The sequence below is a fragment of the Peribacillus sp. RS7 genome (genome assembly GCF_041956845.1).
Lineage (GTDB): Bacteria > Bacillota > Bacilli > Bacillales > DSM-1321 > Peribacillus.
Genome location: NZ_CP168135.1, coordinates 4,813,844 through 4,835,729 on the forward strand (window position 1 = coordinate 4,813,844; position 21,886 = coordinate 4,835,729).

Genomic DNA, 21,886 nt, shown 5'->3' on the forward strand with positions numbered 1-21,886 from the left:
CTTTTTCGTATATGTCCGCAAAAGTTGGTGCAAGCAAAAACAAAAAATGACCACAGAAAACAAATTCTGAAGGGAGGAAATTGATATGGCGGTCGAAGTGGTAATGCCGAAATTGGGCATGGCAATGAAAGAAGGCACTGTTTCGTTATGGAGTAAGGAGGTTGGCGATCCGGTCGAAAAAGGTGAAGCAATAGCCAGCATCAATTCGGAGAAAATAGAAATGGATATTGAATCTCCAGCGGATGGTACCATCCTGAACATAGCTGTTCAAGAAGGACAAGGTGTACCCCCAGGAACCGTTATCTGTCATATCGGAAATCCGAATGAAAAAATTATTAGCAATGAACCTGTTACTGAAGAAACCGAGCCGGAAATTCATGAACAAGTAACGCCGAATACCAAAGAGTCACCCATTTTGCCAATGGGAGATCGATTGATGATCACCCCGGTTGCGCGAAAAATGGCACAGGCAGCCAATCTTGACATTGAGAAGGTCCAAGGCACAGGACCAGGCGGGAGAATTACTAAAGAAGATGTACAGAAAGTAATTGAGAAAAGGGATGCCAAGTCTGTAAATAGCGAAGAAAGAATAACGGATCCCCAACATCCTTTAGATAGTCCCCAGCGGGTTCCTGTGACCGGAATGAGGAATATCATTGCCAAACGTATGATGGAGAGCTTGCAAAGCAGTGCCCAATTAACTCTCACGATGAAAGTTGATGTCACCGATTTAGTCATATTGCAAAAACAAGCTGCTGGTGTACTACAAAAACATGAATCAACTAAACTTACGATAACAGACTTTGTTGCCAAAGCTGTCGTACTTTCACTAAAAGAACATCCTAAAATGAATAGTGCTTATATTGAAGATAACATCCATTTGTATGAGCATGTACATCTTGGATTAGCAGTGGCCTTGGAGAAAGGGCTCGTTGTTCCAGTCATAAGAAATGCCGAAAGTTGTACACTAAGGCAGTTATCGAAAAAGGGTAAGGAACTGGCTAGGCAGGCACGTGACGGTCAATTGCCTAGTGAAGACATGCAAGGGTCGACTTTTACCATCAGTAACCTGGGGGCATACGGAGTTGAGCACTTTACACCGATTCTGAATACACCGGAAACAGGGATACTTGGAATTGGATCTGCTTATGATACCCCCCTCTATATTGGCGATGAATTGGAAAGGAGAACGATCTTGCCGCTCAGTTTAACTTTTGATCACCGTGTACTCGACGGAGCTCCCGCTTCTGCCTTTTTACAGACACTAAAACGGTATTTAGAAGAGCCGATCACCGTGATTTTATAGAATGGGAGGGAAAACACTTGAATCGTATAGCCATTATAGGTGGAGGTCCTGCTGGGTATGTAGCGGCAATCACTGCTGCCCAGCAGGATAAGGAGGTCATATTGATAGTCGACGGTCCATTGGGGGGAACCTGTTTAAACGAAGGGTGCATGCCAACGAAGTCATTATTAGAAAGTGCGGATACGTATGAATTGGTGAAAAGTGCTGGTCAAATGGGAATTCGCATACCTTCCAATTCAATTGAAGTCGATTGGGAAGCCGTTCAAGAACGAAAGAATGATGTCATTTCTAAACTAGTGAACGGCATTCAATATTTAATGAGTAAGAATAAAATAAAAGTCATTCAGGGAAGAGCGTCTTTCCTAACGAGCAATCGATTACAGATCAAGAACGGAAATGAACATCAAGAGATTGATGCTAGTAAGGTCATCATTTCAACTGGGTCTGAACCGATTCCATTGCCTTTTGCCCCGTTTGATGGTCAATGGATCATCCACAGTGGACAGGCCATGGCACTTCCAGCCCTCCCCGATTCACTGCTAATTATCGGAGGCGGCGTCATCGGATGTGAATTTGCCAGTATTTACAGTAGGATGGGTACCAAGGTAACCGTTATCGAGATGGGGGAAAAGCTACTTCCAGGCGAAGATGATGATATCTCGGGCTTCCTGCATAAAGAATTGAAAAGCCAGGGCGTAACAGTCCATACCTCTACATCTGTAAAGAATATCAATTTTACCAGTAGGACGGTATTTTTGGAGAAAAGCGATGGCAAATCGGAAGAACTTCAAGCTGATTACATACTGGTGTCAATAGGGAGAAAACCAAGAGTGAACGGGATGGGACTAGAGGGAAACGGTATTGATTTTTCCCGACATGGTATCTCGGTGGATGATCGAATGCAAACAGGCAATCCATCGATTTATGCCTGTGGTGATGTGATAGGGGGCATACAACTTGCCCATGTTGCTTTTCATGAAGGGCGAGTGGCGGCTCTGAATGCCTGTGGTCAATTTGCACAAGTGAATTACCAGGCAATCCCCCGCTGCATTTATACCTCCCCAGAGATTGCTAGTGTAGGCTTGACTGAAAAAGAAGCTCGTAAAAAATATGGGGAAATTAAAGTTGGTGAATTCTCTTTTTCGGCAAATGGGAAAGCTATCCTTTCCAATAAACCGGTAGGAAAGGTCAAAGTCCTAGTGAACCCACAATATAATGAAATTCTAGGTTTTTCCATTGTCGGCCAACATGCAACAGAATTGATCGGTCAAGGAACGGTCATGCTGCATGCAGAAATAACGGTAGATATGATAGAAGAGTTAGTAGCGGCGCATCCAACCTTGTCGGAATCCATACATGAGGCACTACTAAATGTTGTAGGTCAAGCTGTCCATTCTTAAAACTATTATTGGATATATACTAACTTTTTTCATAAACCAGCCAATATATATTGATAGAGAAGCTTCATGTGATTATACACATGAAGCTTTTTTGGTAAACTCAATCTATATATTGTAAGCGGATACATAATCTACTATAATTAAATGGACCTCGATTAAAATCCTTTTATATTACTCCTTGGTATTTTCCCTGTAGATTGACTAGATATATTTTCACTTTTGAAGGTTCAAACCAAATGATTAGAGGAGGATTATATGCTATCCACTAGTTGTTATCTTCGTACATGGGAACGCTTTGTCAGTGAAGGGGTTCTCGATTCAAATCGCCTGAACAAGCGAATCATGGAATCTTGGTATCGCTGCAAAAAAGATCAAGTCAACCCGTACCTTAATAAAGGGAAGCACATTTTGACGAATGAATCATTGGAAATTCAAAGAGAAAAAAACTCATTCCTGTTGGAAGTGGCATCACCCCAATTATCAAGGATGGATAAATCGATAAAAGAATCGGGAATGATGGCTTTGTTAGTCGATCCCGATGGATATGTCCTATCACTTTCCGGAAACGAGAAAATCCTAAATGAGGCAGGCAAAATAAATTTTGTGGAAGGCGTACGATGGACGGAGGGTGAGGTCGGAACGAACGCAATTGGAACAGCTTTGAAAACGGGTGAAGCCGTTATGATCCAAGGTACTGAACACTATTCCATTGCCTCACATAAATGGAGTTGCTCTGCTAAGCCCATTTTAAATGAAGACGGTAAGATATTGGGCGTTTTGGATATATCTTGTCCAGTGGAATATTTCCATCCATCCATGCTGGGTATGGTAGCCAATTTGGCTTATACGATCGAACAGGAAATGGGAGTGCGTTCCTATAAAAAGGAGCTCGCACTGACCCAGCACTCGATAGAACTTGCAGAAACCTATCCAGATCTGCCTTTTATCGTTTGTAATCAAAAAGAAATGATCATATCAGCCAGCAAACAGGTTCGCAAAAAAATTCCTCAATCCCTTGGCATGGCATTGGCCGACCTATTAAATCATGGATATCGAATCGTTAAGGAAAACCCGCTTCCCTCTAAAGAAGATAATAGGATTTCCGGTAAGTGTATATTCTTGTCAGAGAATCATGGTCATAAAACCATTTTTCCTGCTTCATTCCGATCAGAAGTGTTTGACTTCAAAGGGGAAAGAGGGATTAGTGAATCCTTTCAAAACACATTACATAAAGTGAAGCTTGTTGCACCGGCAGAAGCTAATGTATATATACATGGTGAAACCGGGGTCGGAAAAGAGCTAATTGCCATGGCTATCCATGAAAATGGCTCTCGTAAAAATAGTCCGTTCGTCACGATAAATTGCGGAGCCATCCCTAAAGATTTAATGGAGAGTGAATTATTCGGGTATGTTGATGGCGCTTTTACAGGGGCTAAACGGCAAGGGCACAAAGGGAAGTTCGAGCAGGCAAATGGAGGGACCATTTTTCTCGATGAAATCGGTGAAATCCCTCTAGCGATGCAAGTTGCCTTACTGCGTGTACTTCAGGAAAGAAAAATCGTTCCAATCGGTGGCACAAAAAGCATTTCATTGGATATTCGCATCATCACTGCAACGCACCGTAATCTTGAAGAGCTTGTCAATGAAGGGTCCTTTCGTAAAGATTTATACTATAGGTTGAACGTTTACCCCATTCATGTACCTCCCTTAAGGGATAGGATTGAAGACATTCCTTATATAGTGAACTACTTGTGTTCGAAGAATAAATGGAATATTCCATTAACGGAAGAATTATTTAATCATTTAAAGGATTATAATTGGCCAGGCAATATAAGAGAACTGCAAAATGTACTTCAGCGATTGACCATCTTACTTGCAGAAGGACCTCTGGATTATGTTAATGTGTTGAATTCCATGCCTTCACAGCCCGTTACCCGGCATGAGGATTTCCCTCCATTTGAGGAAGGCAATAAAAAAGGCTTCAAGGAAAATGAACTGACGATCCGTGAAAAAATTCAACGGGATCTAATGTTAGAGGCATTACAAAAATCAAGAGGAAATGTCACTGCTGCAGCAAAGTTGATGGATATACCAAGAAGTACATTTTACAAGCGGCTCCATAAGTATGGTTTATAGTCCGGGCAACGTACATTATCTAAAAACGAATGATTAATAGAAATCCAGGAAAATCGAAAGGGGTATGGCAATTGAAAACGAGAATTACTGAATTATTGGGGATTGAATATCCGATTATTTGCGGCGGGATGTTTCAAGTTGGACGAGCCCCGCTCGCAGCCGCTGTTTCAGAAGCGGGGGGACTAGGCATCATCACTTCGAAAACACAGGTGACACCAGAAGGTCTTCGTGATGAAATACGTAAAGTGAAAACTTTGACTAAGAAACCCTTTGCTGTCAACCTGAACCTGTTTCCAAGTCAAACGGCAACCCCGAATGATCAGTTCATCGATATTTTGATTGACGAAGATGTAAAAATTGTTGAAACGAGTGGCCGAAGCCCAGAGAGTTTAATGCCCAAACTTAAAGAGCACGGCTTTACCGTGATACATAAGGTAGCGAACGTCAAAAACGCAATATCGGCAGAGAAATTAGGTGTCGATGCCATTATTATTGTAGGGAATGAAACAGGCGGGCATCCTGGCATGGGGGATGTAGGTACGCTTGTCATGCTCCCTAGAGTCGTTGACTCTGTTACTATACCTGTGATAGCAGGCGGGGGATTTTCAGATGGCAGAGGCCTCATTAGTGCATTGTCACTCGGTGCTGAAGGTATCGTCATGGGGACTCGCTTCATGGCAACCAAAGAAGCGCCCATTCATGATAACGTGAAGAACTGGATGGTATCAGCCAATGAAATGGATACGGTTGTCATCCAACGGAATATAGGGAGCCCATCGCGTGTAGCATTAAATGCCGTCAGTAAAGAAGTGGAAAAACTTGAAAGTGAAGGGGCCACTATAGAGGAATTAATTCCTCTAATTACGGGACAAAGAAGCAAAAAAGTATACTTTGAAGGAAATTTAGACGGAGGCATCTGGTCGTGTGGTCAATCCGTAGGACTCATAAAAGAAGTATTGACTGTCAATGATTTATTAAAACAAATCGTCCAAGAAGCAAAAACCTCGTTCGAATTCATCCAAAACCGAGTCGAATCCATTCGAACATGAAAAAACCATCTTTCATTTTTATCTCGGGATATCTGGTTTCATATGTGTCAAGTCATAGGCTTATTCAAAATTAAGGGTACGAACTAAAGGGAGCAAAATCATTGTTTAATACAGAAAGTGGAAGGACCGTCTGGTTTATTCACCACACTAAGGCAAAAAGCCAATACAAGAAGGAAATCGGGTACTTAAATCAACATTTATCATACTTGCTAACCAACTTTCAGGAATTTCTTAAAAAAGATTGACCGATTATTTTTATTGGCAATTATTATTTATGAAGTAATCAAATGTAAATGAACCAAATAAATAGGCTGTGAAAGTTGCGCGAATAGAGTTTACTATATTACTCCCTTTAATCTGACTATACCTTAGTGCTTTATACAATTCTTATGACATCTGGCATGTGCCTATAAGCTGCTTTGATTCCTGAACTTTGCTTCACTTTGAATCATTTTTTATAAAATGTAAAAAGCGAAGTTAATCTTTACGATTTATATATAATTGAATTCTACTCAAGATACCAGAGAACTTATTTGCTAAAAGTGGATAGTGTTTCAAAACAACGATTTGAAGGTTTACCTTATAACACATGGCAGTTTCATATTGATTCATTGCATGTTGGACTTATGAAAGCTGTCAAAACTTGTTTTTGTCCTTAATATCGCAATACTTTCCATTTTTTTTTAAAAAATAGATTTCACAACAGAGCAGATTGATCATCATTGAATTAAGGTTTTTAATCATTTATAAATGGTATTAATTCGTGCTATAGCTATAAGTTAAATTAAGAAGTCTTTTAGGGGATATTGTGGCTAAATAGCGGATCCCATCATCACTTTCAGTAATAAAGCGGAATTTAAAGTAAAAAAGCTATTGAGTCGTCATTAGAACAAACTATATTTATATAACTTTTTATAAGTGTTAACCCGTGATATTTCTCATTTTACCATTTAATTTATATATCAGAATAATAAAATAGGCAGATTAGGTCTGTTGGAGAGGTTAATTTAGATCAATATAGAATTTGTAGATAACGATTCTTATAGTCTCGTCTAAAAATATGTCTTAAGGAAAGGAATCTGCAAATTGAAGAAAAAGATTAATTGGGCACTCGCCATAGCAGTGTTATTGATAGGTGGGGGAATCATTTATTACTTCATAACTATGTCACAATACAATACTACTGAGGATTTATACGGATTTCCTGTACCTAGAAATGCTGAATTGGTTCATATAAATGAACAAGGGAAAAGGTATAATTGGTCAAGAGCAACAGAAGAAAACGGCATTCCATATCGATATGAATTAGCCCTTAAAGCGGATGGATGGAAAAAGGGGGAAAGTGAAGGAGCTTCGGTTTTTTACAAGAAGGGTAATAATACAATAGATTTAATTACTACAACAAGTCAATTAGAGATCCTGAGAGTAAATTGACTAAGTATCGTAAATAATAAATGAACTAAAGTGTATTAATTAAATAATGGCACACATAACTAAAAATGGCGCAGAATATGTTAGCAATTAACAGAGAATTAAGGTTCATAAAAAACAGGGAATTAAATGACATTAGGCATAACTGATTGTAATTAACTTATATCCTAGAAATCTGTATGCCAATGTTTATCTTTACTATAAAATATGAAGATTAATCATTTTTTCACTAAACTGTATTGATACTTACTAAAAGTTTTAAAAGTATTAATTTGCAATTAGATAAAAAGATTATAGATAAAAATAATAGCAATGATTAAATATAAAAATTTGTATCTTGTCTCACTAAGTTAAGTATTCTTAAGATATGAGACAAGATTAACATTAAAAATATTACTTCCTATAATATATATTATGTAAACTAGAAACAAACATAATAGTATCAAGTGGTCTCAACTTCAAGTTCCCATAAGATTGATTATTGTCCCCTAACTTGGCTCAAGTTGACTATAATATTTCAATACTGCTTCCGATAACTATCAGGGTTCTTCCTATAAGTCGTTTATTTCTCATAATAAATGGTTTCGAACATAATTCCTTGGGTTGGACCGAATAATTCCCAGGAGGTCTGATAATTATGAATAACGTTCAATCTTCGGATGATTATCTCATGTACTTAGAAGTTGAGAAAAATTACTCCTTGAACACCTTAGCTCTACGGTGAGTTTTTAACGGCTAACAACCGATCATTGGACTTAGATGAACTCACATTGTCCAGTGTGCGGCGTTTTGTGCAAGATCAGGTCATTAATCATAGTATTAAGCCAAGAACGCTACAACGCCGCATTTCGTGCTTAAAATCATTTAGTAAATATTGTTTAAAAGAAAATTACATGAAGTCTGACTTCACAGCAGGTATTCAAGCACCTGAAGCCGATAAGTATTTACCTAAATATATGACCTTACAGGAGCTACACAAATTATTTACCTGTTTAGAACATGATCTGCGCCCCCAAAGAATTAGAAATGAATTAATGTTTAAACTACTCGCAACAACAGGAATGAGACGTTAACATGGGAGCAAGTTAATTTAGAAAATCAAACCATTTTAGTTCGAGGAAAAGGGAAAAAAGAACGCCTCCTCCCCCTTCATCCCATTGTCTTACCGATATTTCATGACTATAAAGAAACTCTTTTAGAGCAGCAAAAACATTATAGTGAACCGATCTTTTATAATCAAAAAAATAAGCCTTTAAATCCTGTAGGTATCCCTTTTCCCACTTATTATTCTTAGTTAGAGCAGCCCCCTTTTCTACTGAATGGTTAAAGCTTCACGTTTAATATCCTAAGTTGTTATGATACGCCTGGTAACTATTACTACGAAAAAGAAGTTGACTGCCTTTTTGGCATACATATGACTATCCGCAAGGTGATGCACTACTACTTGATGAACAGACCACCCTCCTTGAAGTCTCTTACAGCATCTCGTAATTGGATTCAGAAAGAGAAAAATAAAAATCTCTTGGGTGTACATAATATAGGGGATAACCAATGATAGTAAGGGTGAGCAAATGGAAAGAAATAACGCGATTGACTTTATTAAATTTTTTGCAATATTTTCCGTTGTAGTCATTCATGTATTCCCAAGGGATAGCCAGATTGGTCTATTTATTCTCGATAACTTCTCAAGGTTTGCCGTCCCATTTTTCTTTACTGCATCTGGTTATTTGTTCGGTAAAAAGATCATGCATACAAGGGATTCCATAGATTATTTTAAAAGGTATATTATAAAAATCTTAAAACTGTATGTATGCTGGCTCTTCTTTTATATGATGTATGATGTTCTTATTCTTTATAAAGTTGCTACAGATGCACCAAAGGAATTTGAGCAATACATTAATCATTTTAAATTTCTTGACCTTATATATTATGGAACTGGGACTAGCGGATACCAATTGTGGTTTTTAACCGCATTAATTTGGAGTGTTTTCATTCTATTCAGTTTTTTTAAGTTTAAAAAAGTAAGGCTTCTTTTAATCATCAGCTTAATATTAAACTTTTTAGGTCTTTTCGGACAATCGTTTTCGGTGTTCTACGATTTTCCTCTAAGTACACGGGATGCTTTATTCATCGGCCTTTTTTATACAACTTTGGGATTCTTCTTTGCGAATGATAATTTCTTTAAAAAGTCCAGAGCAATAACAGCCAAAACCTACCTATTATTAATTTTTATCTTCTTTACTGTCCAAGTGTTAGAAGGATACTTATTAGAAAAGGTATTATCTGGAAGTCACGGAGAATATTTTATATCTACTATCTTTTTAACTACATCCCTTTTTTTATTTGCATTAAATAATTCTACATTGGGGAAAGATTTGTTCATTACTAAAGTAGGAGGAAGAGCCCTAGGTATATACATTGTTCATGTTGTCTTCATCAGTATTTTTGATTTGATTTTATCGGCATTAAAAATGGATCATATATCTGACAATTTATTATTAAAACTATTTGAGACACTCATTATAATTTCTATGTCGTACATATCTTATGACCTACTTCAATATTTCAAAAGGCGTTTAAGCGGACTGATAAAAACCAGTTAGTGGAAATAACGTCTGAATTCAAACCAGGTATTCAAAGACTTAAGCCAATATCAATTCACCTAATTAGATAACCATACAGGAGGCTTAACAAACTATTTACCTTACCTAAACATGATCCGCGACCTCAAAGAATTAGTAATGAGATAATGTTTAAATTACTCGCAATATCAGGTATGGGACGCCAAGAATTAGTGAGTTAAAACGGGAGCAAGTAAATGTATAAAATCAAATGGTTTTAGTTCGAGAAAAGGGAAAAATGAACGCCTCCTCCCCCCTTCATCGCATTGTCTTGCCGTTATTTCAAACTATAAAGAAACTCTTTTTATTTAAGGTGATTTTTGAACGGCTGGTCTATCCGCTCACTGATTTTCTCAGCAATATTCTTATTGAAGTAAGCACCCGATAGTTGAAAAAGAATATTCATTACGAGATGAATGTATAGAGCTATTGCATAACTTTGATATTGAACATCTCTCTTTGGACCATGATTTATTAAATAAAACTAGAAATGGTTTTATGCTTGTTCAAAAGATGGTTAAAGAAAAAACTATTTGCTAAGCGCATTACCATTCACTCAGCCAATTCAGTTGGCGGTAAAGCTATGTACAACTGTTTAAAACAAGCCCAACGAGATTTTACAATGCCCCCTGCCATTATTGTATCCTTAAGACCACGGCCCCTCAAATTCTTCCCGTCAAGGGTTCTACAACATTATATTGAAATTCGGTAAACTCTTCTCAATTACTTTTCATCAATTCATCACTTTCTCGATATATCCAGGATTAATGACCATTGATCTAAGGCTTCCTTCAGATTCCGTGTCACCGCGTACCCCCTTATCTTTGACTAATGGTTCCTCATCCCATCTCTAAAGCATTTTATCAACAAGCAAATGTTCATGCATGGCACACAAAAAGTCGAGACTTCATTATATTGAGGTCTCTACTTTTCGTGTTTTAAATAATTTTTAAAGTTCTTCCTTATGTCATAATTCCCTGTAGTTTCTTATGACAATTCTAACAACTTGTGCTTTTAATAAATTCTTGCCTTCTTCAACATTGAGGAATGATTTACATTCTTGAATAAATGTAACAAAATAATTAAAAAACAGCTCAAAAAATTTGTATTTCAGTTAGGGATGTTTCCTGATATACTATTGGGAATAAGAAAACGGAGTGATTTACTTGGAATTAAAAATTGGATCACATGACATAGACTTCCACCAATTGATAGAATACTCCCTAAATTCAATTTGGATTGTTGGAGAAGAAGGGAAAATCTTATTCTGTAATAGAGCTTGTTTGGAATTGCTAAAGTTAGATTCTCCTGAGGACATTTTATATAAAGACTTGTACGCTTTTCTTCCACCAGAAATCCATGCTGGTTGTAAAGAACGATTAAATAGGGTTCTCGAAAATCAAGAAATAGTTGAACTGGCAGAACAAAAAATGATTTGTGGTGATGGAGAGATCATCAATATTGAAGTTACAGCTGCCCCTTTTTATTTAAAAGACATGGCCTTGGCTCAAGTCATTATTCGAAACATTACAGATCGTAAAAGAGCAGAAAGAGCAGAGATTCTTTTGAAAGAAAGAGTGAAATTAGCATCAATCGGTCAAATAGCTGCAGGGATTGTTCATGAAGTTAAAAACCCTCTTACAACAGTAAAGGGATTTTTACAGCTATTAAAAGAATCCCAGCCTCATCCTTATTTTGATACGATTGAAACTGAATTAGAAAAAGCGTTAGAAACTCTGCAAAATTTATTACAAGTTTCTAAACCAGATTTACATGAGGAACCTATTGTTCCCATTGATTTATGTAAGGAGTTAGCTTCTATTTTGTTTTTATTCCAAGAACAACTTTATAAGGTGGAAATAGAATGGGCTTTAAGGGATACAGAGAGAAAAGTTGTTGGAAAGAGAAATTTATTTCTAAAAGCCTTTTTTAACCTGTTGAAGAATGCAATTGAGGCAATGGATGAGATTCAAGGCAAGCGGAAAATAAGAATTGAACATTATTATAAAAATGGACAAATTCATATAAAAGTGAGTGATACAGGAGTAGGGATATCTGAAGATAAATTAAATATGCTAGGAACACCTTTCTATTCCACCAAAAGCGAAGGAACAGGTTTAGGTCTAACTCAAGTATTTACAACGATACACAAACATGGAGGAAATATCTCAGTTCAAAGTGTAATTGGAAAAGGAACTACCTTTCATGTTCAGCTTCCTGTTAAATAAAAAAGGTTTTCTATATAATTAATAACGATAGTTTTTCCATGCGTTTCGCCTTGAATTACTTTGCTGCCATATGAAAGCCTTGTCACCAAAAGAAGGAATGATTGTGTGGTAACTCATGACTTCGAACCCAACACTCCCGATAGTCCGTCCTATACTCCAATAAATGAGCGGGGCATCGTCCGGTGAATTGGATTGACAAACAAGTACGCCATCATTTTCAAGGAAACTGTAGTCATTTAGTAAACAGATATTACTGCTGTTAATCTGGTTATCCATTGTATATAAAACAGAACAAGCAAAGAATCAAACCACAGAAGGTTATTTGTTCTAAAAAAATAGATGACTTCCTGATCAGAATCGAACAGGAAGTCATCTATTTTGAATTATTAATTTAGAATGTAATAACTTGTAATTCCGAGGTCATCCTTTCCTGCTAAAAAACTTTTCAGAATCATCCTCTGTAAAGATTACCTTTAAAAACATCCCATTGATTCAATTCAAGATTTCACTTCATTAAAAAATTGTGGCAGGTCTTCCTTATGCGCTTCGAGCATTTCATCCAATATTTTTTTGGCGATGGTATCTGATGGTACCAAAGGATTTATGGTCATCGCCACCAAAGCTGTATGATAATCTCCTGTGACAGCCGCTTCAGCAGCCATTCTTTCAAAAGATTTAATTTGCTGGACCAATCCCCGGACTGCCACTGGCAGGTCGCCGATGGCAATCGGTCTTGGCCCCTCTTTGGTGATCACACAGTTAATCTCAATGGCCGATTCATCTGGAATACTCGCTATCGCTCCGTTATTGCGTGTATTGACTGGCTGTATATCCCGTTTATCATTATAAATCGAATTGATGAGGCTGCAGGCAGCTTCGCTGTAATACGCTCCACCGCGTTTTTCCAGTTGAGGTGGTTTAACATTAAGTTCAGGATCCTTATACAACTCGAAAAGTTCTTTTTCCAGTTGTTGAACGACCTCTGCCCGCGTTCCATTTGTTGCTGAAGATTCCTTTTCTTCGGCGAGCATTTCATCGGTCTTGTAATAATAACGATGGTATCCGCAAGGAATAATGCCCATCCCTTTAATGAAATCACGATCCCAGGCAAAGCCCGCAATGTTTTTCATCGTCATTTCATTTTCCGGATTCCCAAGAGCCGTTATTACTTTATCCTTCACGCTTTTTCCGTCCACATATACATCTAATCCGAATACCATATGATTCAATCCGGCAAAATCTACTTGGACCCTGTCTGGCTCTACATTCAGAGCTTTTGCTATACCCATTTTCATCCCGATGGGAACGTTGCATAAACCCACAACCTTTTTGATATTGCTATATCTTAAGACTGCCTCCGTAACCATTCCAGCTGGATTGGTGAAGTTCACAAGCCAGGCATCCGGACAAAGCTCCTCCATATCCCTGCAGATTTCAAGTATGACTGGTATGGTCCTAAGTCCTTTGAAGAGACCTCCTGGCCCATTTGTCTCCTGTCCGATTACATCATATTTTAACGGAATCCTTTCATCCTTAGCTCTTGCGTCAAGTAATCCGACCCGGAATTGGGTCGTTACAAAATCTGCATCCTTCAATGCTTCGCGCCTGTTAAGCGTTAAGTGGATATCAATTGGCAGACCTGCCTTTTCAACCATTCTTCTTGCAAGATTCCCTACGATTTCCAGTTTTTCATTTCCTTTGTTAATATCAACGAGCCAGATTTCACTAACGGGAAGTTCGCCATACCGTTTGATAAAACCTTCAATTAGTTCCGGCGTGTAGCTGGAACCCCCGCCTATTGTCACGATTTTTATACCATTCTTCAAAATGACACCCCACCATTCTTATTTTGTCTCATTTCCCGATACATTCTGATCATTTCCGCTACTAGGTCACTTATCGTCTCGGCACTCATCATTTGATCCTCTGCATGCATAAGAAGAAGGGAGATTTCCACCTTTTGACCTGATGCCTCCTGCTGGATAAGCCCTGCATGGGCATGTTGGCCTTCAAGCATATGAGTCCGGGATTCTTTCAGTTTTTTCTCGGCCGATTCATACCTTCCATCTCTTGCCTCATACAAAGCTTCCATGATCAAGCTCTTTGCGGTTCCTACATTGCTGATAATTTGAAATGCTACAGCTTCCATTCCTTCCATGTCTATTCCCTTCTTCCTTGTTGTACATATGTTTGCAGATGATGAAACAGGGCACCAATCATGCCTGCATCGTTGTTCAAATGGCATGATTCAATACACGATCCATTTATATAACGATTTAATGATTCAACTCTTCTTCTGAGCTCTGGTATCAATCCTTCCCTTGCACTTACAGCCCCGCCAATCAAGATCTTGCTAGGATTGAACATGAAATACAGATTATGGATGCCGATTGCAAGGCTATCATAGAAGCGTTCAACTTCTTCCAGAGCTATAGGGTCACGAGTTTCATAAGCTTGAAAAACATCCTCGCCCGTTACATCTGCAGCCAATATCCCTTTATATTTGGCATACCGTTCCCTCATGCCTGATATGGATCCATTCCAGCTCAATGTATTTTTAAAAGCTGAGTCATTTTTAGTACCATGGGTAATCATGAATCCAAATTCACCGGCACCAAAGGAAATGCCTCGATATAATTGATTATTAAGGAAAACCGCTCCGCCAACCCCTGTACCGACCGTCATGCAGATAAAGTGTTCAATATCCTGTGCGTTACCCTTCCATTTCTCGGCGAGAGCCACACAATTCACATCATTCTCCACCGTGACAGGGAGATTCGTCAGTTCTTCTATATATGTTTTAATGTTGAAACCATCAAAATCCTTGATGGCTCCTCCCATTTCGATAAAACCAGTCTGGTTATTTACAAAGCCTGGAGCACTGATGGCGATTCCTCTTAAACTAGGAAAAATGGAGACTTTAGTTAAGATCGCTTGAAGGATGGCCCCCCCGTTGTTACGGACCGTTGGAAATCTTCCTTTTTCCAAAATATCTCCTGATTCGGTCAGTAATCCGTATTTTATTTCTGTTCCCCCTATGTCATAGGCAAGGTAGTTGGACATGATATACTGTCTCCCTCTACTGAATTTTTTTAATTGAATAATATAGACCAGGGCCGAACTTGGATTGCTGAAAGACCTGTTTAAGGTGCTTCACCGCTTCCTCCCCCGGGAGGGCAGTCATTGCTTCAAATACAGCCTGAACCCGATTTGAGGATAGAAGGGTTGTTTTTATGCGTTCGTCTTTATATTCCGAGAAGAAATCACAAAGATATGATATCTGTCCGGAATTCATTTGAATTTGATAAGTATTCATGCATTCTCCTTTCTAAGCAGGTAAATCGTTATTGCCGGCATCCGTTGATTGCTGTATGGCTGCAGCCTTATTCGAAGCGAGCACAAACGGAAGATAGACAACGGTTGAAACAGCCAGACAGACGAACCCGAGAATCAGGGCCATCCAGTTTCCGCCAGTACCGAAGAATGCAATAAGTGGACCAGGCGTCGTCCACGGCACAGTATAGGCTATCGGCGGTATCAGCTCTGTTGTGATCGCGATATACCCGATCAAGATGTTTACTGCCGGCACCAGGATGAATGGGAAGATCAAAATTGGATTAAGTACGACCGGCAATCCAAAAATGATCGGTTCATTGATATTGAAGATGCCTGGTGCAATGGAAAGCTTTCCGATATCGCGATAATCCTTTCTTCTTGATGCGATGAAAATGGCAATGATCAATCCCAGGGTCATGCCTGATCCACCGTAATTGGCGAAAGCATCATTGATAGACCACGTAACAGGGTATGGAGCTCCCCATGCCGATCCATGTGCAGCGACATAGTTCAGGTTCTCAAGCGTTGCCTCCGCAAACATCCCTTCCCTGATTGCGGCAACTGTATTAGGACCATGAATCCCGAAGACCCAGAGGAGGTTCGATACTATGGCCAGGATAATTAACGAGAATATATTGGTTCCCAAGTTTTTCAATGGGGTCTGGATCATTGCATAAATCAATTCATGGATCCCATTTGGGTAGATAGCTAGAATGATTGCATTACCAACTGAGAATAATACTGTAATGATGACGATTGGAAAAAGAACCTTGAATGTTCTCGAGATGGCTGGCGGTACGGACGCAGGCATCGTGATTTGAAGGCGTTTCGATTTGGACAATCGGCTGAAGATTTCGCCCACGAGCAAACCAATGATCATGGCTACGAAGAGGCCTTGTGCCCCCACCCATTGAGTGGAAAGGAAATTCGTCCCATCAACCACCGTATAAGCGGGATATACAATGAAGAAAGTGGAAAGGGCAGTTAATCCGCATAGAAGGTCATCCGCCTTCATGGCTAAGGCTATATTCCTGGCAATTAGAAAGACAATGAAAATGGATAAAATACTGGTTGAACCATTCAATACGGGTGCAAATACCTGCTGGAAATCCGCTAAATTAGGAAATAGCTTATTCAAGAACAGCAACCTTGCAATAAAGCCATCCGGAGCCAGCACAGCAAAATTCAATAGAACGATCAATGATCCCGCCAATGTGATGGGAAATGCTAAAATAAACGCATCACGAATAGCGACAATATGCCTTTGAGAGTTCAGTTTAGCCGCTACAGGAACAAGGGCTTTTTCCATTACACGCTCAAAACTAGCCATGAATCCCATAATATACCCCCTAAATCTATTGTTTTTTTGTTTTATTGATTTTGGTCAATTAGCTCTAAAGCCCGATCGAGGATTGCACTTCCGTTCATTGTTCCATATGCTCTCATTTCTATGACTTCTACAGGAACCCTTCCGTCTACAATGGAGTCCACCTGTGCTTTTTGATACCTGACCTGAGGACCCAATAACACGACGTCCACTTCCTCCGCGGCTTTGCTGCATTCCGAAATGGGCAAGGCAACAATATCGATGGCTATGCCCCTAGCCTTTGCAGCGTCATTCATTTTATTAACCAGCAAGCTGGTGGACATTCCAGCTGCGCATACCAATAGGATTTTTTTCATTCATTATTCCTCCTTTTGTATAATAGATTGAATATTCCGTAAACTATCACCATTCGTTTCTATCAATTCTTTATACCAATAGAAACTTTTTTTCTTTATACGCCTCAGATCTTTTTCACTATGTTCATCCCTGTTTACATAAACAAAGCCGTAGCGTTTCTTATAGCCATTCAGCCAGCTTAGTATATCCGTGAATGACCAAGTGCAATATCCAATTAGGTCCACACCGTCACTGATGGCGTCCTGGCAGGCTGCTACGTGACTTTTCAAATACTGAATACGGTACTCATCATTCACAACATCCCCTTCCAGGAGCGAATCATATTCACCTAAACCATTTTCAGTAATGAGGATTGGAAGCCTGTATCTGCTGGTCAATCTGCGGAGGCCGATGCGAAGGCCAGTCGGGTCGATTTCCCAATCCCAATTCGTTGCATCCAAGTGAGGATTTCTCTTCGACTTGAATAGTCCAGGAACTCCGCTTTCCTCTGATGTCCCTTTCTTTCCGGTCGTATTCATGGCTCCCAGTTTAATTCCGTCGAGCGGATTCATTTCGACTGTTCCCGTTCGGTAGTAATTGACTCCGATGAAGTCAGGCCTTCCAAAGGCAAGAAGTTCCATGTCCCCATCCATGATGGTCGGAGCCAGACCATTTCTCTGTAAATACTTCATGCTTATCTTAGGGTAAGTCCCCCAGCAATAAACATCCAGCCACCAATGGTTATTGAGATCCTCGGCATTTTCATATGCAAGGATATTATCTGGAGCACAAGTAAATGGATATGTCGGTCCAAAGGCAAAACTGGGCCCGATCTTGCCATCAGGTACGAACCTTCTGAATGATTGGATGGATTTAGCATTTGCCAAGTTTGCAATATGATTGGCTTCATACATCCTTTTTGAATCTTTCACCCCCGGCGGGTGCAGCCCTGTACGGTACCCCAATCCGATAAAAACATTCTGCTCATTCAATGTGACCCAATACTTAACACGGGACCCAAAGCGTTTGAACAGTGTTATGCAATATTCGTTGAAGTCATTGATGATCTCCCTTGATTCCCAGGCACCATATTCCTCCATTAATGCTTGGGGAACATCCCAGTGGTAGACCGTTAAAATGGGTTCAATGCCGTGTTCTAGCAGTCCATCAATAAGGTCATCGTAAAATCTCAGTCCCGCTTCGTTGATTTCCCCTTTCCCTTCAGGATAAATCCGGCTCCAGGCCACAGAAAAGCGATAAGCCTTCAATCCCATTTCAGCCATCAGGGCAATGTCTTCCTTGTATCGATGATAATGGTCAACCGCCACATCACCGTTCGTCCCGTCATAAGTCGTACCAGTCAATTTCGCGTAAATATCCCAGACGGAAAGACCTTTACCATCCTCATTCCACGCTCCCTCCACTTGGTATGCTGCTGATGCGGAGCCCCATAAAAAGCCATCTGGGAAGCGTTCACTCTTTTGATGAATCATTATTTCACCTCTTTCTAAAGAAATTGTATCCGCTTTCACCGGCGTGGTAAATACGATTCACCCTTTCTGTTTTTTGTGACGTCAGTTGTCATCTGTTACATAAAAGAAACAGGATGTTACTCTATATTTTGTATATTTCCTTTGCAATCGCCTCTAAAAGATAAACGACCGGAATTTGAGTCGTTATATTAGATTTACCGCTGTATTCCTCTGTTACGAAATAGGATATATTCAAATCGGAAATCCTTGCAATCGTACTGACTTTATTATTTGTTATGCTGACAATGGTACTGCCCTCTTCTTTTAAACATTTGATAAGCTCAATGATCTCGGACGTTTCTCCAGATACGCTCAAAGCAATGGTTACACTGTTACTTGAATACTTCGAATGGATTGGAAAGAAAGGATCCTTTATGTATAAGGAGGATTTCCCAAGACTGGAAACATAGCGCGATCCATATTCAGCCATAATACCCGAGCTCCCAATTCCAAGAAAAATGACACTATCCGCTTTGGAAATCAACCTCGCCGTTTCTTGGATATAGGATTCGAAGCTTCCCTTTAGCGTCCTCTCTACAAATTCCGACAGAGAATGCTGGGTACTCTTTAGCTTGACATGCTGTTTCTCGCTTATATACATCTTAAGCTTCACTTTAAATTCCGAGTAACCAGCGCAATCAACCTTCCTGCAAAAACGAAGGATGGTGGAGGTAGAAACATGTGTCTCATCTGCAAGCTCCCTTATCCTCATATATGTGACCTTTTCTGCGTTTTTGGTAATATAACCATACAACGAGCATTCCAATTCATTAAAAGATGCAATGGCTTCTCTAGTAAACATATAAAATCTCCTTTTGAGTGTCAGTTAACGACCAAAGTCTCATTTTCATTTTCCATACTTTTATCTATATTTCGATTCCTATGCCATTTCTCCTTTTATTACTTTGAATACATAGTTATTAGGGAGATGATCCTGCTGGATTGTTGAAAAAGCTAACTATCGATTTGAATGGCGTGGTCTAAATGCCCTGCGCTCACTCGTAAAATACAAAAAAAGCAATTCACATGTTGTGTAATTGCTTTTTCAAAAACCTGCTATTACCTAAAACCCCCAAAACCGGTTAAGCATTTCGTGAATGTTTTTGCTCCATTCACCTACATGGTAGTTTATTAGTCTAGTATTAAATAACTACAGATAGGTTGAATTATTTTGCCCGTTTTACAACTGGCACTACTTGTTTTTTACTATCGATAAAATCGTAATGGTGCTTATAATGCAAAACGTGCCAAACCACTCGGCAAAACCGAATGTTACATTCAGCCAGATCACGGATATTAAGGTTGCGGATAATGGCTCAACAGAAGCAAATAAACTTACCTCTGCAGCCGTGATGTATTTTGTACTTTCCAAATAAAAGTAAAAGGCAATGATCGTACCGAAAATGATGATGAACAAAATCGCTGAAAAAGAAGATAAAGTCCAATTGCCTTCAACTGCCCACGGAGGATGGATCATACTAAAACAAATACCTCCAATCAACATGCCCCATCCCACAACAATCATTGAACCCCATCTTGAAAGGAGTTTATAAGGTTGCAATGTATAGAAAGCCAGTGCAAATGCTGATGTTACTCCCCAAAATACTGCCCACCCGGAAATGGAGAGGGTACGTATGCTTCCTCCCGTCACAAGCAAAAAAGTGCCTAAAATCGCTATGATTACTGCTACACTCACAGTAATGGTGGGAAAACGTTTGGAACGAATGGCTAAATAACAAGTGATCAGGGCCGGCGCTAAGTATTGTAGGACAGTGGCAGTCGCTGCATTGCCATGTTCAATTGCTGCAAAATAGGTGTATTGAACAGCGAGCATTCCCAGAATAGCAAAAAGGATAATTTGAAGCGCATCGTTTTTCGTTTTCCAGATTCCAAAAACCTTCTGTCTATCTTTATTATAAGCGACCCCCAACAGGATTAAGCCTGAAAGCAATAAGCGTACCACCGTGAGCCACTCAGGACTGAACCCTTGCCGTTGAAATAGATATTGAGCTGCCGTTCCAGATATTCCCCATAACGCAGCGCCGGTAAGTACCAGGGAAATCCCTCTTTTTCTTGAAGGTGATACCTCAACTAAACCATCATTACTCATTTTTTTCTTCCTCGCTTTTTACACACTCCGTATGGGCTTGAATTCTTAAAAAGCTTTCTTTCCAATTCTTTTCTATCACTTCAAGCACCTTGGTGAGATTTTTTTGCCTTAAAGCCTGAATGATCTGATTATGCTCATCAATGGAATGATGAACATCACTTACCTGATCGAAATAATACAGTTCTATCCGTATAAGTTTTTGTTTTAATCCCGATAGAATCCGCTTTAATTCATCATTTGTAGTAAGATTGATGTAAATGGAGTGAAAGTCATTATCTTTCTGGACGGCTACTATTTGATTTCCCTCGTCAATTGCTTTTTTCACTTCATGATTGATGGCTTCCATCTCCATTAAGTGTTTATCTTCAAAGTTTTCAAAAGCCTGTTTCATAGCTAATTTTTCCAGTGTCCAAACAATGGAATATACATTTAATACCCCATCGAATCGAATGGGGGAAACAATAGTTGAACGGCTCGGCTTGGTCTCTACAAAACCCTCATCCTCTAGCCTTAATAGTGCTTCTCTAATAGGGGTACGGCTTACTCCTAATTGTTCGGCTAATTCTTTGTCTCGTAATTGTCGACCTGGCGTGAGTATCCCTTGGACAATCCAATCCCGCAAGATTATGTAAGCTTCTTCACGTACAGAAGTACGCTTGATTTTTTGTGTTGAATCCGAATGTATCAACGGCTTTGTCCTCCTCAAAATACCAATATCTAATATGCAATATATCACATATTGCATGCCGTTGAAATGAAGATCTGTTCATTATATTTTTAAATGATTGTCTTTATTAACATTGGAGTCCCAAGTTAAACATAAGCAAAGATCATTTTCGCGTGATAAAAAAGACCCCCTACTTATGCAAATAGCATTTCGACTTTAATCCCGATTCGTCGGAAATCTCATGATTTCAACAGTTCCCCTGTAGAAATTAAGCTCAATTTTCTCTTTTTTATATCCGTAGTATGTAGGAATGCCTATTGATTTGTTTTATTTCGAAAGTCCCCTTGAACCCTTCTAGACTAAGTCTTACGTCATTTATAGTAAGCAACTCCTGAAACTTCCCTGAA

General features: G+C 39.2%; 20 protein-coding genes and 1 pseudogene. 10 read left to right on the top strand and 11 right to left on the bottom strand.

The genetic code is table 11. The annotated features are described in order from the left end of the window. Nucleotides 1–85 precede the first annotated feature (85 nt). The 10 genes from ACDZ29_RS23975 to ACDZ29_RS24020 all read left to right on the top strand — a co-directional run bounded on the left by ACDZ29_RS23975 (nucleotide 86) and on the right by ACDZ29_RS24020 (nucleotide 12,171). Nucleotides 86–1,306 carry a dihydrolipoamide acetyltransferase family protein gene (locus ACDZ29_RS23975; RefSeq protein ID WP_375088906.1) on the top strand — a complete coding sequence of 407 codons (1,221 nt, stop codon included), beginning with the start codon at nucleotides 86–88 and terminating at the stop codon, nucleotides 1,304–1,306. Nucleotides 1,307–1,323: 17 nt separating this feature from the next. Then, entirely contained in the window at nucleotides 1,324–2,706 is a 1,383-nt protein-coding gene (lpdA, locus tag ACDZ29_RS23980; protein WP_375088907.1) for a dihydrolipoyl dehydrogenase, read from the top strand. Nucleotides 2,707–2,961: 255 nt separating this feature from the next. After that, on the top strand, nucleotides 2,962–4,842 hold the full coding sequence (locus ACDZ29_RS23985; protein ID WP_375088908.1) for a sigma-54-dependent Fis family transcriptional regulator: 1,881 nt from the start codon (nucleotides 2,962–2,964) through the stop codon (nucleotides 4,840–4,842). A gap of 29 nt (nucleotides 4,843–4,871) precedes the next feature. Beyond that, complete coding sequence (locus tag ACDZ29_RS23990; RefSeq protein ID WP_375088909.1) at nucleotides 4,872–5,891, top strand: NAD(P)H-dependent flavin oxidoreductase; 1,020 nt, start codon at nucleotides 4,872–4,874, stop codon at nucleotides 5,889–5,891. 1,086 nt (nucleotides 5,892–6,977) lie between these two features. After that, nucleotides 6,978–7,325, top strand: coding sequence for a hypothetical protein (locus ACDZ29_RS23995; RefSeq protein ID WP_375088910.1), 348 nt, complete (start codon nucleotides 6,978–6,980; stop codon nucleotides 7,323–7,325). Nucleotides 7,326–8,071: 746 nt separating this feature from the next. Then, a complete protein-coding gene (locus ACDZ29_RS24000) occupies nucleotides 8,072–8,395 on the top strand; it encodes a tyrosine-type recombinase/integrase (protein ID WP_375088911.1) in 324 nt (107 codons plus the stop codon). Between the two features lie 32 nt (nucleotides 8,396–8,427). After that, nucleotides 8,428–8,616 (top strand): hypothetical protein, encoded by a 189-nt coding sequence (locus ACDZ29_RS24005; RefSeq protein ID WP_375091211.1) that lies wholly within the window; start codon nucleotides 8,428–8,430, stop codon nucleotides 8,614–8,616. A 277-nt stretch (nucleotides 8,617–8,893) separates the two neighbouring features. Beyond that, nucleotides 8,894–9,925: an acyltransferase family protein gene (locus ACDZ29_RS24010; protein WP_375088912.1), complete on the top strand. Its 1,032-nt coding sequence runs from the start codon at nucleotides 8,894–8,896 to the stop codon at nucleotides 9,923–9,925. 477 nt (nucleotides 9,926–10,402) lie between these two features. Then, nucleotides 10,403–10,483 carry a hypothetical protein gene (locus ACDZ29_RS24015; RefSeq protein WP_375091212.1) on the top strand — a complete coding sequence of 27 codons (81 nt, stop codon included), beginning with the start codon at nucleotides 10,403–10,405 and terminating at the stop codon, nucleotides 10,481–10,483. A 626-nt stretch (nucleotides 10,484–11,109) separates the two neighbouring features. Then, nucleotides 11,110–12,171, top strand: coding sequence for a nitrogen regulation protein NR(II) (locus ACDZ29_RS24020; protein WP_370015089.1), 1,062 nt, complete (start codon nucleotides 11,110–11,112; stop codon nucleotides 12,169–12,171). An 84-nt stretch (nucleotides 12,172–12,255) separates the two neighbouring features. On the opposite strand, the pseudogene ACDZ29_RS24025 reads toward ACDZ29_RS24020, so the two are convergent. From ACDZ29_RS24025 to ACDZ29_RS24075, 11 genes and pseudogenes are all read right to left on the bottom strand, one after another. Beyond that, nucleotides 12,256–12,399 (bottom strand): annotated as a pseudogene (locus ACDZ29_RS24025) (spermidine synthase); the annotation flags it as partial. A 269-nt stretch (nucleotides 12,400–12,668) separates the two neighbouring features. After that, nucleotides 12,669–13,997, bottom strand: coding sequence for a 6-phospho-beta-glucosidase (locus ACDZ29_RS24030; RefSeq protein WP_375088913.1), 1,329 nt, complete (start codon nucleotides 13,995–13,997; stop codon nucleotides 12,669–12,671). Continuing rightward, complete coding sequence (locus ACDZ29_RS24035; RefSeq protein ID WP_375088914.1) at nucleotides 13,994–14,329, bottom strand: PTS lactose/cellobiose transporter subunit IIA; 336 nt, start codon at nucleotides 14,327–14,329, stop codon at nucleotides 13,994–13,996. Before ACDZ29_RS24035 ends, ACDZ29_RS24030 begins: the two co-directional genes overlap by 4 nt. Nucleotides 14,330–14,331: 2 nt before the next feature. Continuing rightward, nucleotides 14,332–15,234 (bottom strand): ROK family protein, encoded by a 903-nt coding sequence (locus ACDZ29_RS24040; RefSeq protein ID WP_375088915.1) that lies wholly within the window; start codon nucleotides 15,232–15,234, stop codon nucleotides 14,332–14,334. Between the two features lie 16 nt (nucleotides 15,235–15,250). Further along, nucleotides 15,251–15,487, bottom strand: coding sequence for a hypothetical protein (locus ACDZ29_RS24045; protein WP_375088916.1), 237 nt, complete (start codon nucleotides 15,485–15,487; stop codon nucleotides 15,251–15,253). A 12-nt stretch (nucleotides 15,488–15,499) separates the two neighbouring features. After that, entirely contained in the window at nucleotides 15,500–16,846 is a 1,347-nt protein-coding gene (locus ACDZ29_RS24050) for a PTS sugar transporter subunit IIC (RefSeq protein WP_375088917.1), read from the bottom strand. Between the two features lie 32 nt (nucleotides 16,847–16,878). Continuing rightward, nucleotides 16,879–17,190 carry a PTS sugar transporter subunit IIB gene (locus ACDZ29_RS24055; RefSeq protein ID WP_375088918.1) on the bottom strand — a complete coding sequence of 104 codons (312 nt, stop codon included), beginning with the start codon at nucleotides 17,188–17,190 and terminating at the stop codon, nucleotides 16,879–16,881. 3 nt (nucleotides 17,191–17,193) lie between these two features. Then, on the bottom strand, nucleotides 17,194–18,663 hold the full coding sequence (locus ACDZ29_RS24060) for a glycoside hydrolase family 1 protein (RefSeq protein ID WP_370015098.1): 1,470 nt from the start codon (nucleotides 18,661–18,663) through the stop codon (nucleotides 17,194–17,196). Nucleotides 18,664–18,784: 121 nt separating this feature from the next. Then, nucleotides 18,785–19,504 (bottom strand): MurR/RpiR family transcriptional regulator, encoded by a 720-nt coding sequence (locus ACDZ29_RS24065; protein WP_289325119.1) that lies wholly within the window; start codon nucleotides 19,502–19,504, stop codon nucleotides 18,785–18,787. Nucleotides 19,505–19,894: 390 nt separating this feature from the next. After that, nucleotides 19,895–20,812 carry a DMT family transporter gene (locus tag ACDZ29_RS24070; protein ID WP_375088919.1) on the bottom strand — a complete coding sequence of 306 codons (918 nt, stop codon included), beginning with the start codon at nucleotides 20,810–20,812 and terminating at the stop codon, nucleotides 19,895–19,897. Further along, a complete protein-coding gene (locus ACDZ29_RS24075) occupies nucleotides 20,805–21,500 on the bottom strand; it encodes a GntR family transcriptional regulator (protein ID WP_289325121.1) in 696 nt (231 codons plus the stop codon). Before ACDZ29_RS24075 ends, ACDZ29_RS24070 begins: the two co-directional genes overlap by 8 nt. Between the last annotated feature and the right edge of the window lie 386 nt (nucleotides 21,501–21,886).

Coding starts and splice junctions, on each gene's coding strand:
- ACDZ29_RS23975 (WP_375088906.1), top strand. CDS start 86: ATGGCGGTCGAAGTGGTAATGCCGAAATTGGGCATGGCAATGAAAGAA.
- ACDZ29_RS23985 (WP_375088908.1), top strand. CDS start 2,962: ATGCTATCCACTAGTTGTTATCTTCGTACATGGGAACGCTTTGTCAGT.
- ACDZ29_RS23990 (WP_375088909.1), top strand. CDS start 4,872: ATGATTAATAGAAATCCAGGAAAATCGAAAGGGGTATGGCAATTGAAA.
- ACDZ29_RS24010 (WP_375088912.1), top strand. CDS start 8,894: ATGGAAAGAAATAACGCGATTGACTTTATTAAATTTTTTGCAATATTT.
- ACDZ29_RS24035 (WP_375088914.1), bottom strand. CDS start 14,329: ATGGAAGGAATGGAAGCTGTAGCATTTCAAATTATCAGCAATGTAGGA.
- ACDZ29_RS24040 (WP_375088915.1), bottom strand. CDS start 15,234: ATGTCCAACTACCTTGCCTATGACATAGGGGGAACAGAAATAAAATAC.
- ACDZ29_RS24045 (WP_375088916.1), bottom strand. CDS start 15,487: ATGAATACTTATCAAATTCAAATGAATTCCGGACAGATATCATATCTT.
- ACDZ29_RS24050 (WP_375088917.1), bottom strand. CDS start 16,846: ATGGGATTCATGGCTAGTTTTGAGCGTGTAATGGAAAAAGCCCTTGTT.
- ACDZ29_RS24055 (WP_375088918.1), bottom strand. CDS start 17,190: ATGAAAAAAATCCTATTGGTATGCGCAGCTGGAATGTCCACCAGCTTG.
- ACDZ29_RS24060 (WP_370015098.1), bottom strand. CDS start 18,663: ATGATTCATCAAAAGAGTGAACGCTTCCCAGATGGCTTTTTATGGGGC.
- ACDZ29_RS24065 (WP_289325119.1), bottom strand. CDS start 19,504: ATGTTTACTAGAGAAGCCATTGCATCTTTTAATGAATTGGAATGCTCG.
- ACDZ29_RS24070 (WP_375088919.1), bottom strand. CDS start 20,812: ATGAGTAATGATGGTTTAGTTGAGGTATCACCTTCAAGAAAAAGAGGG.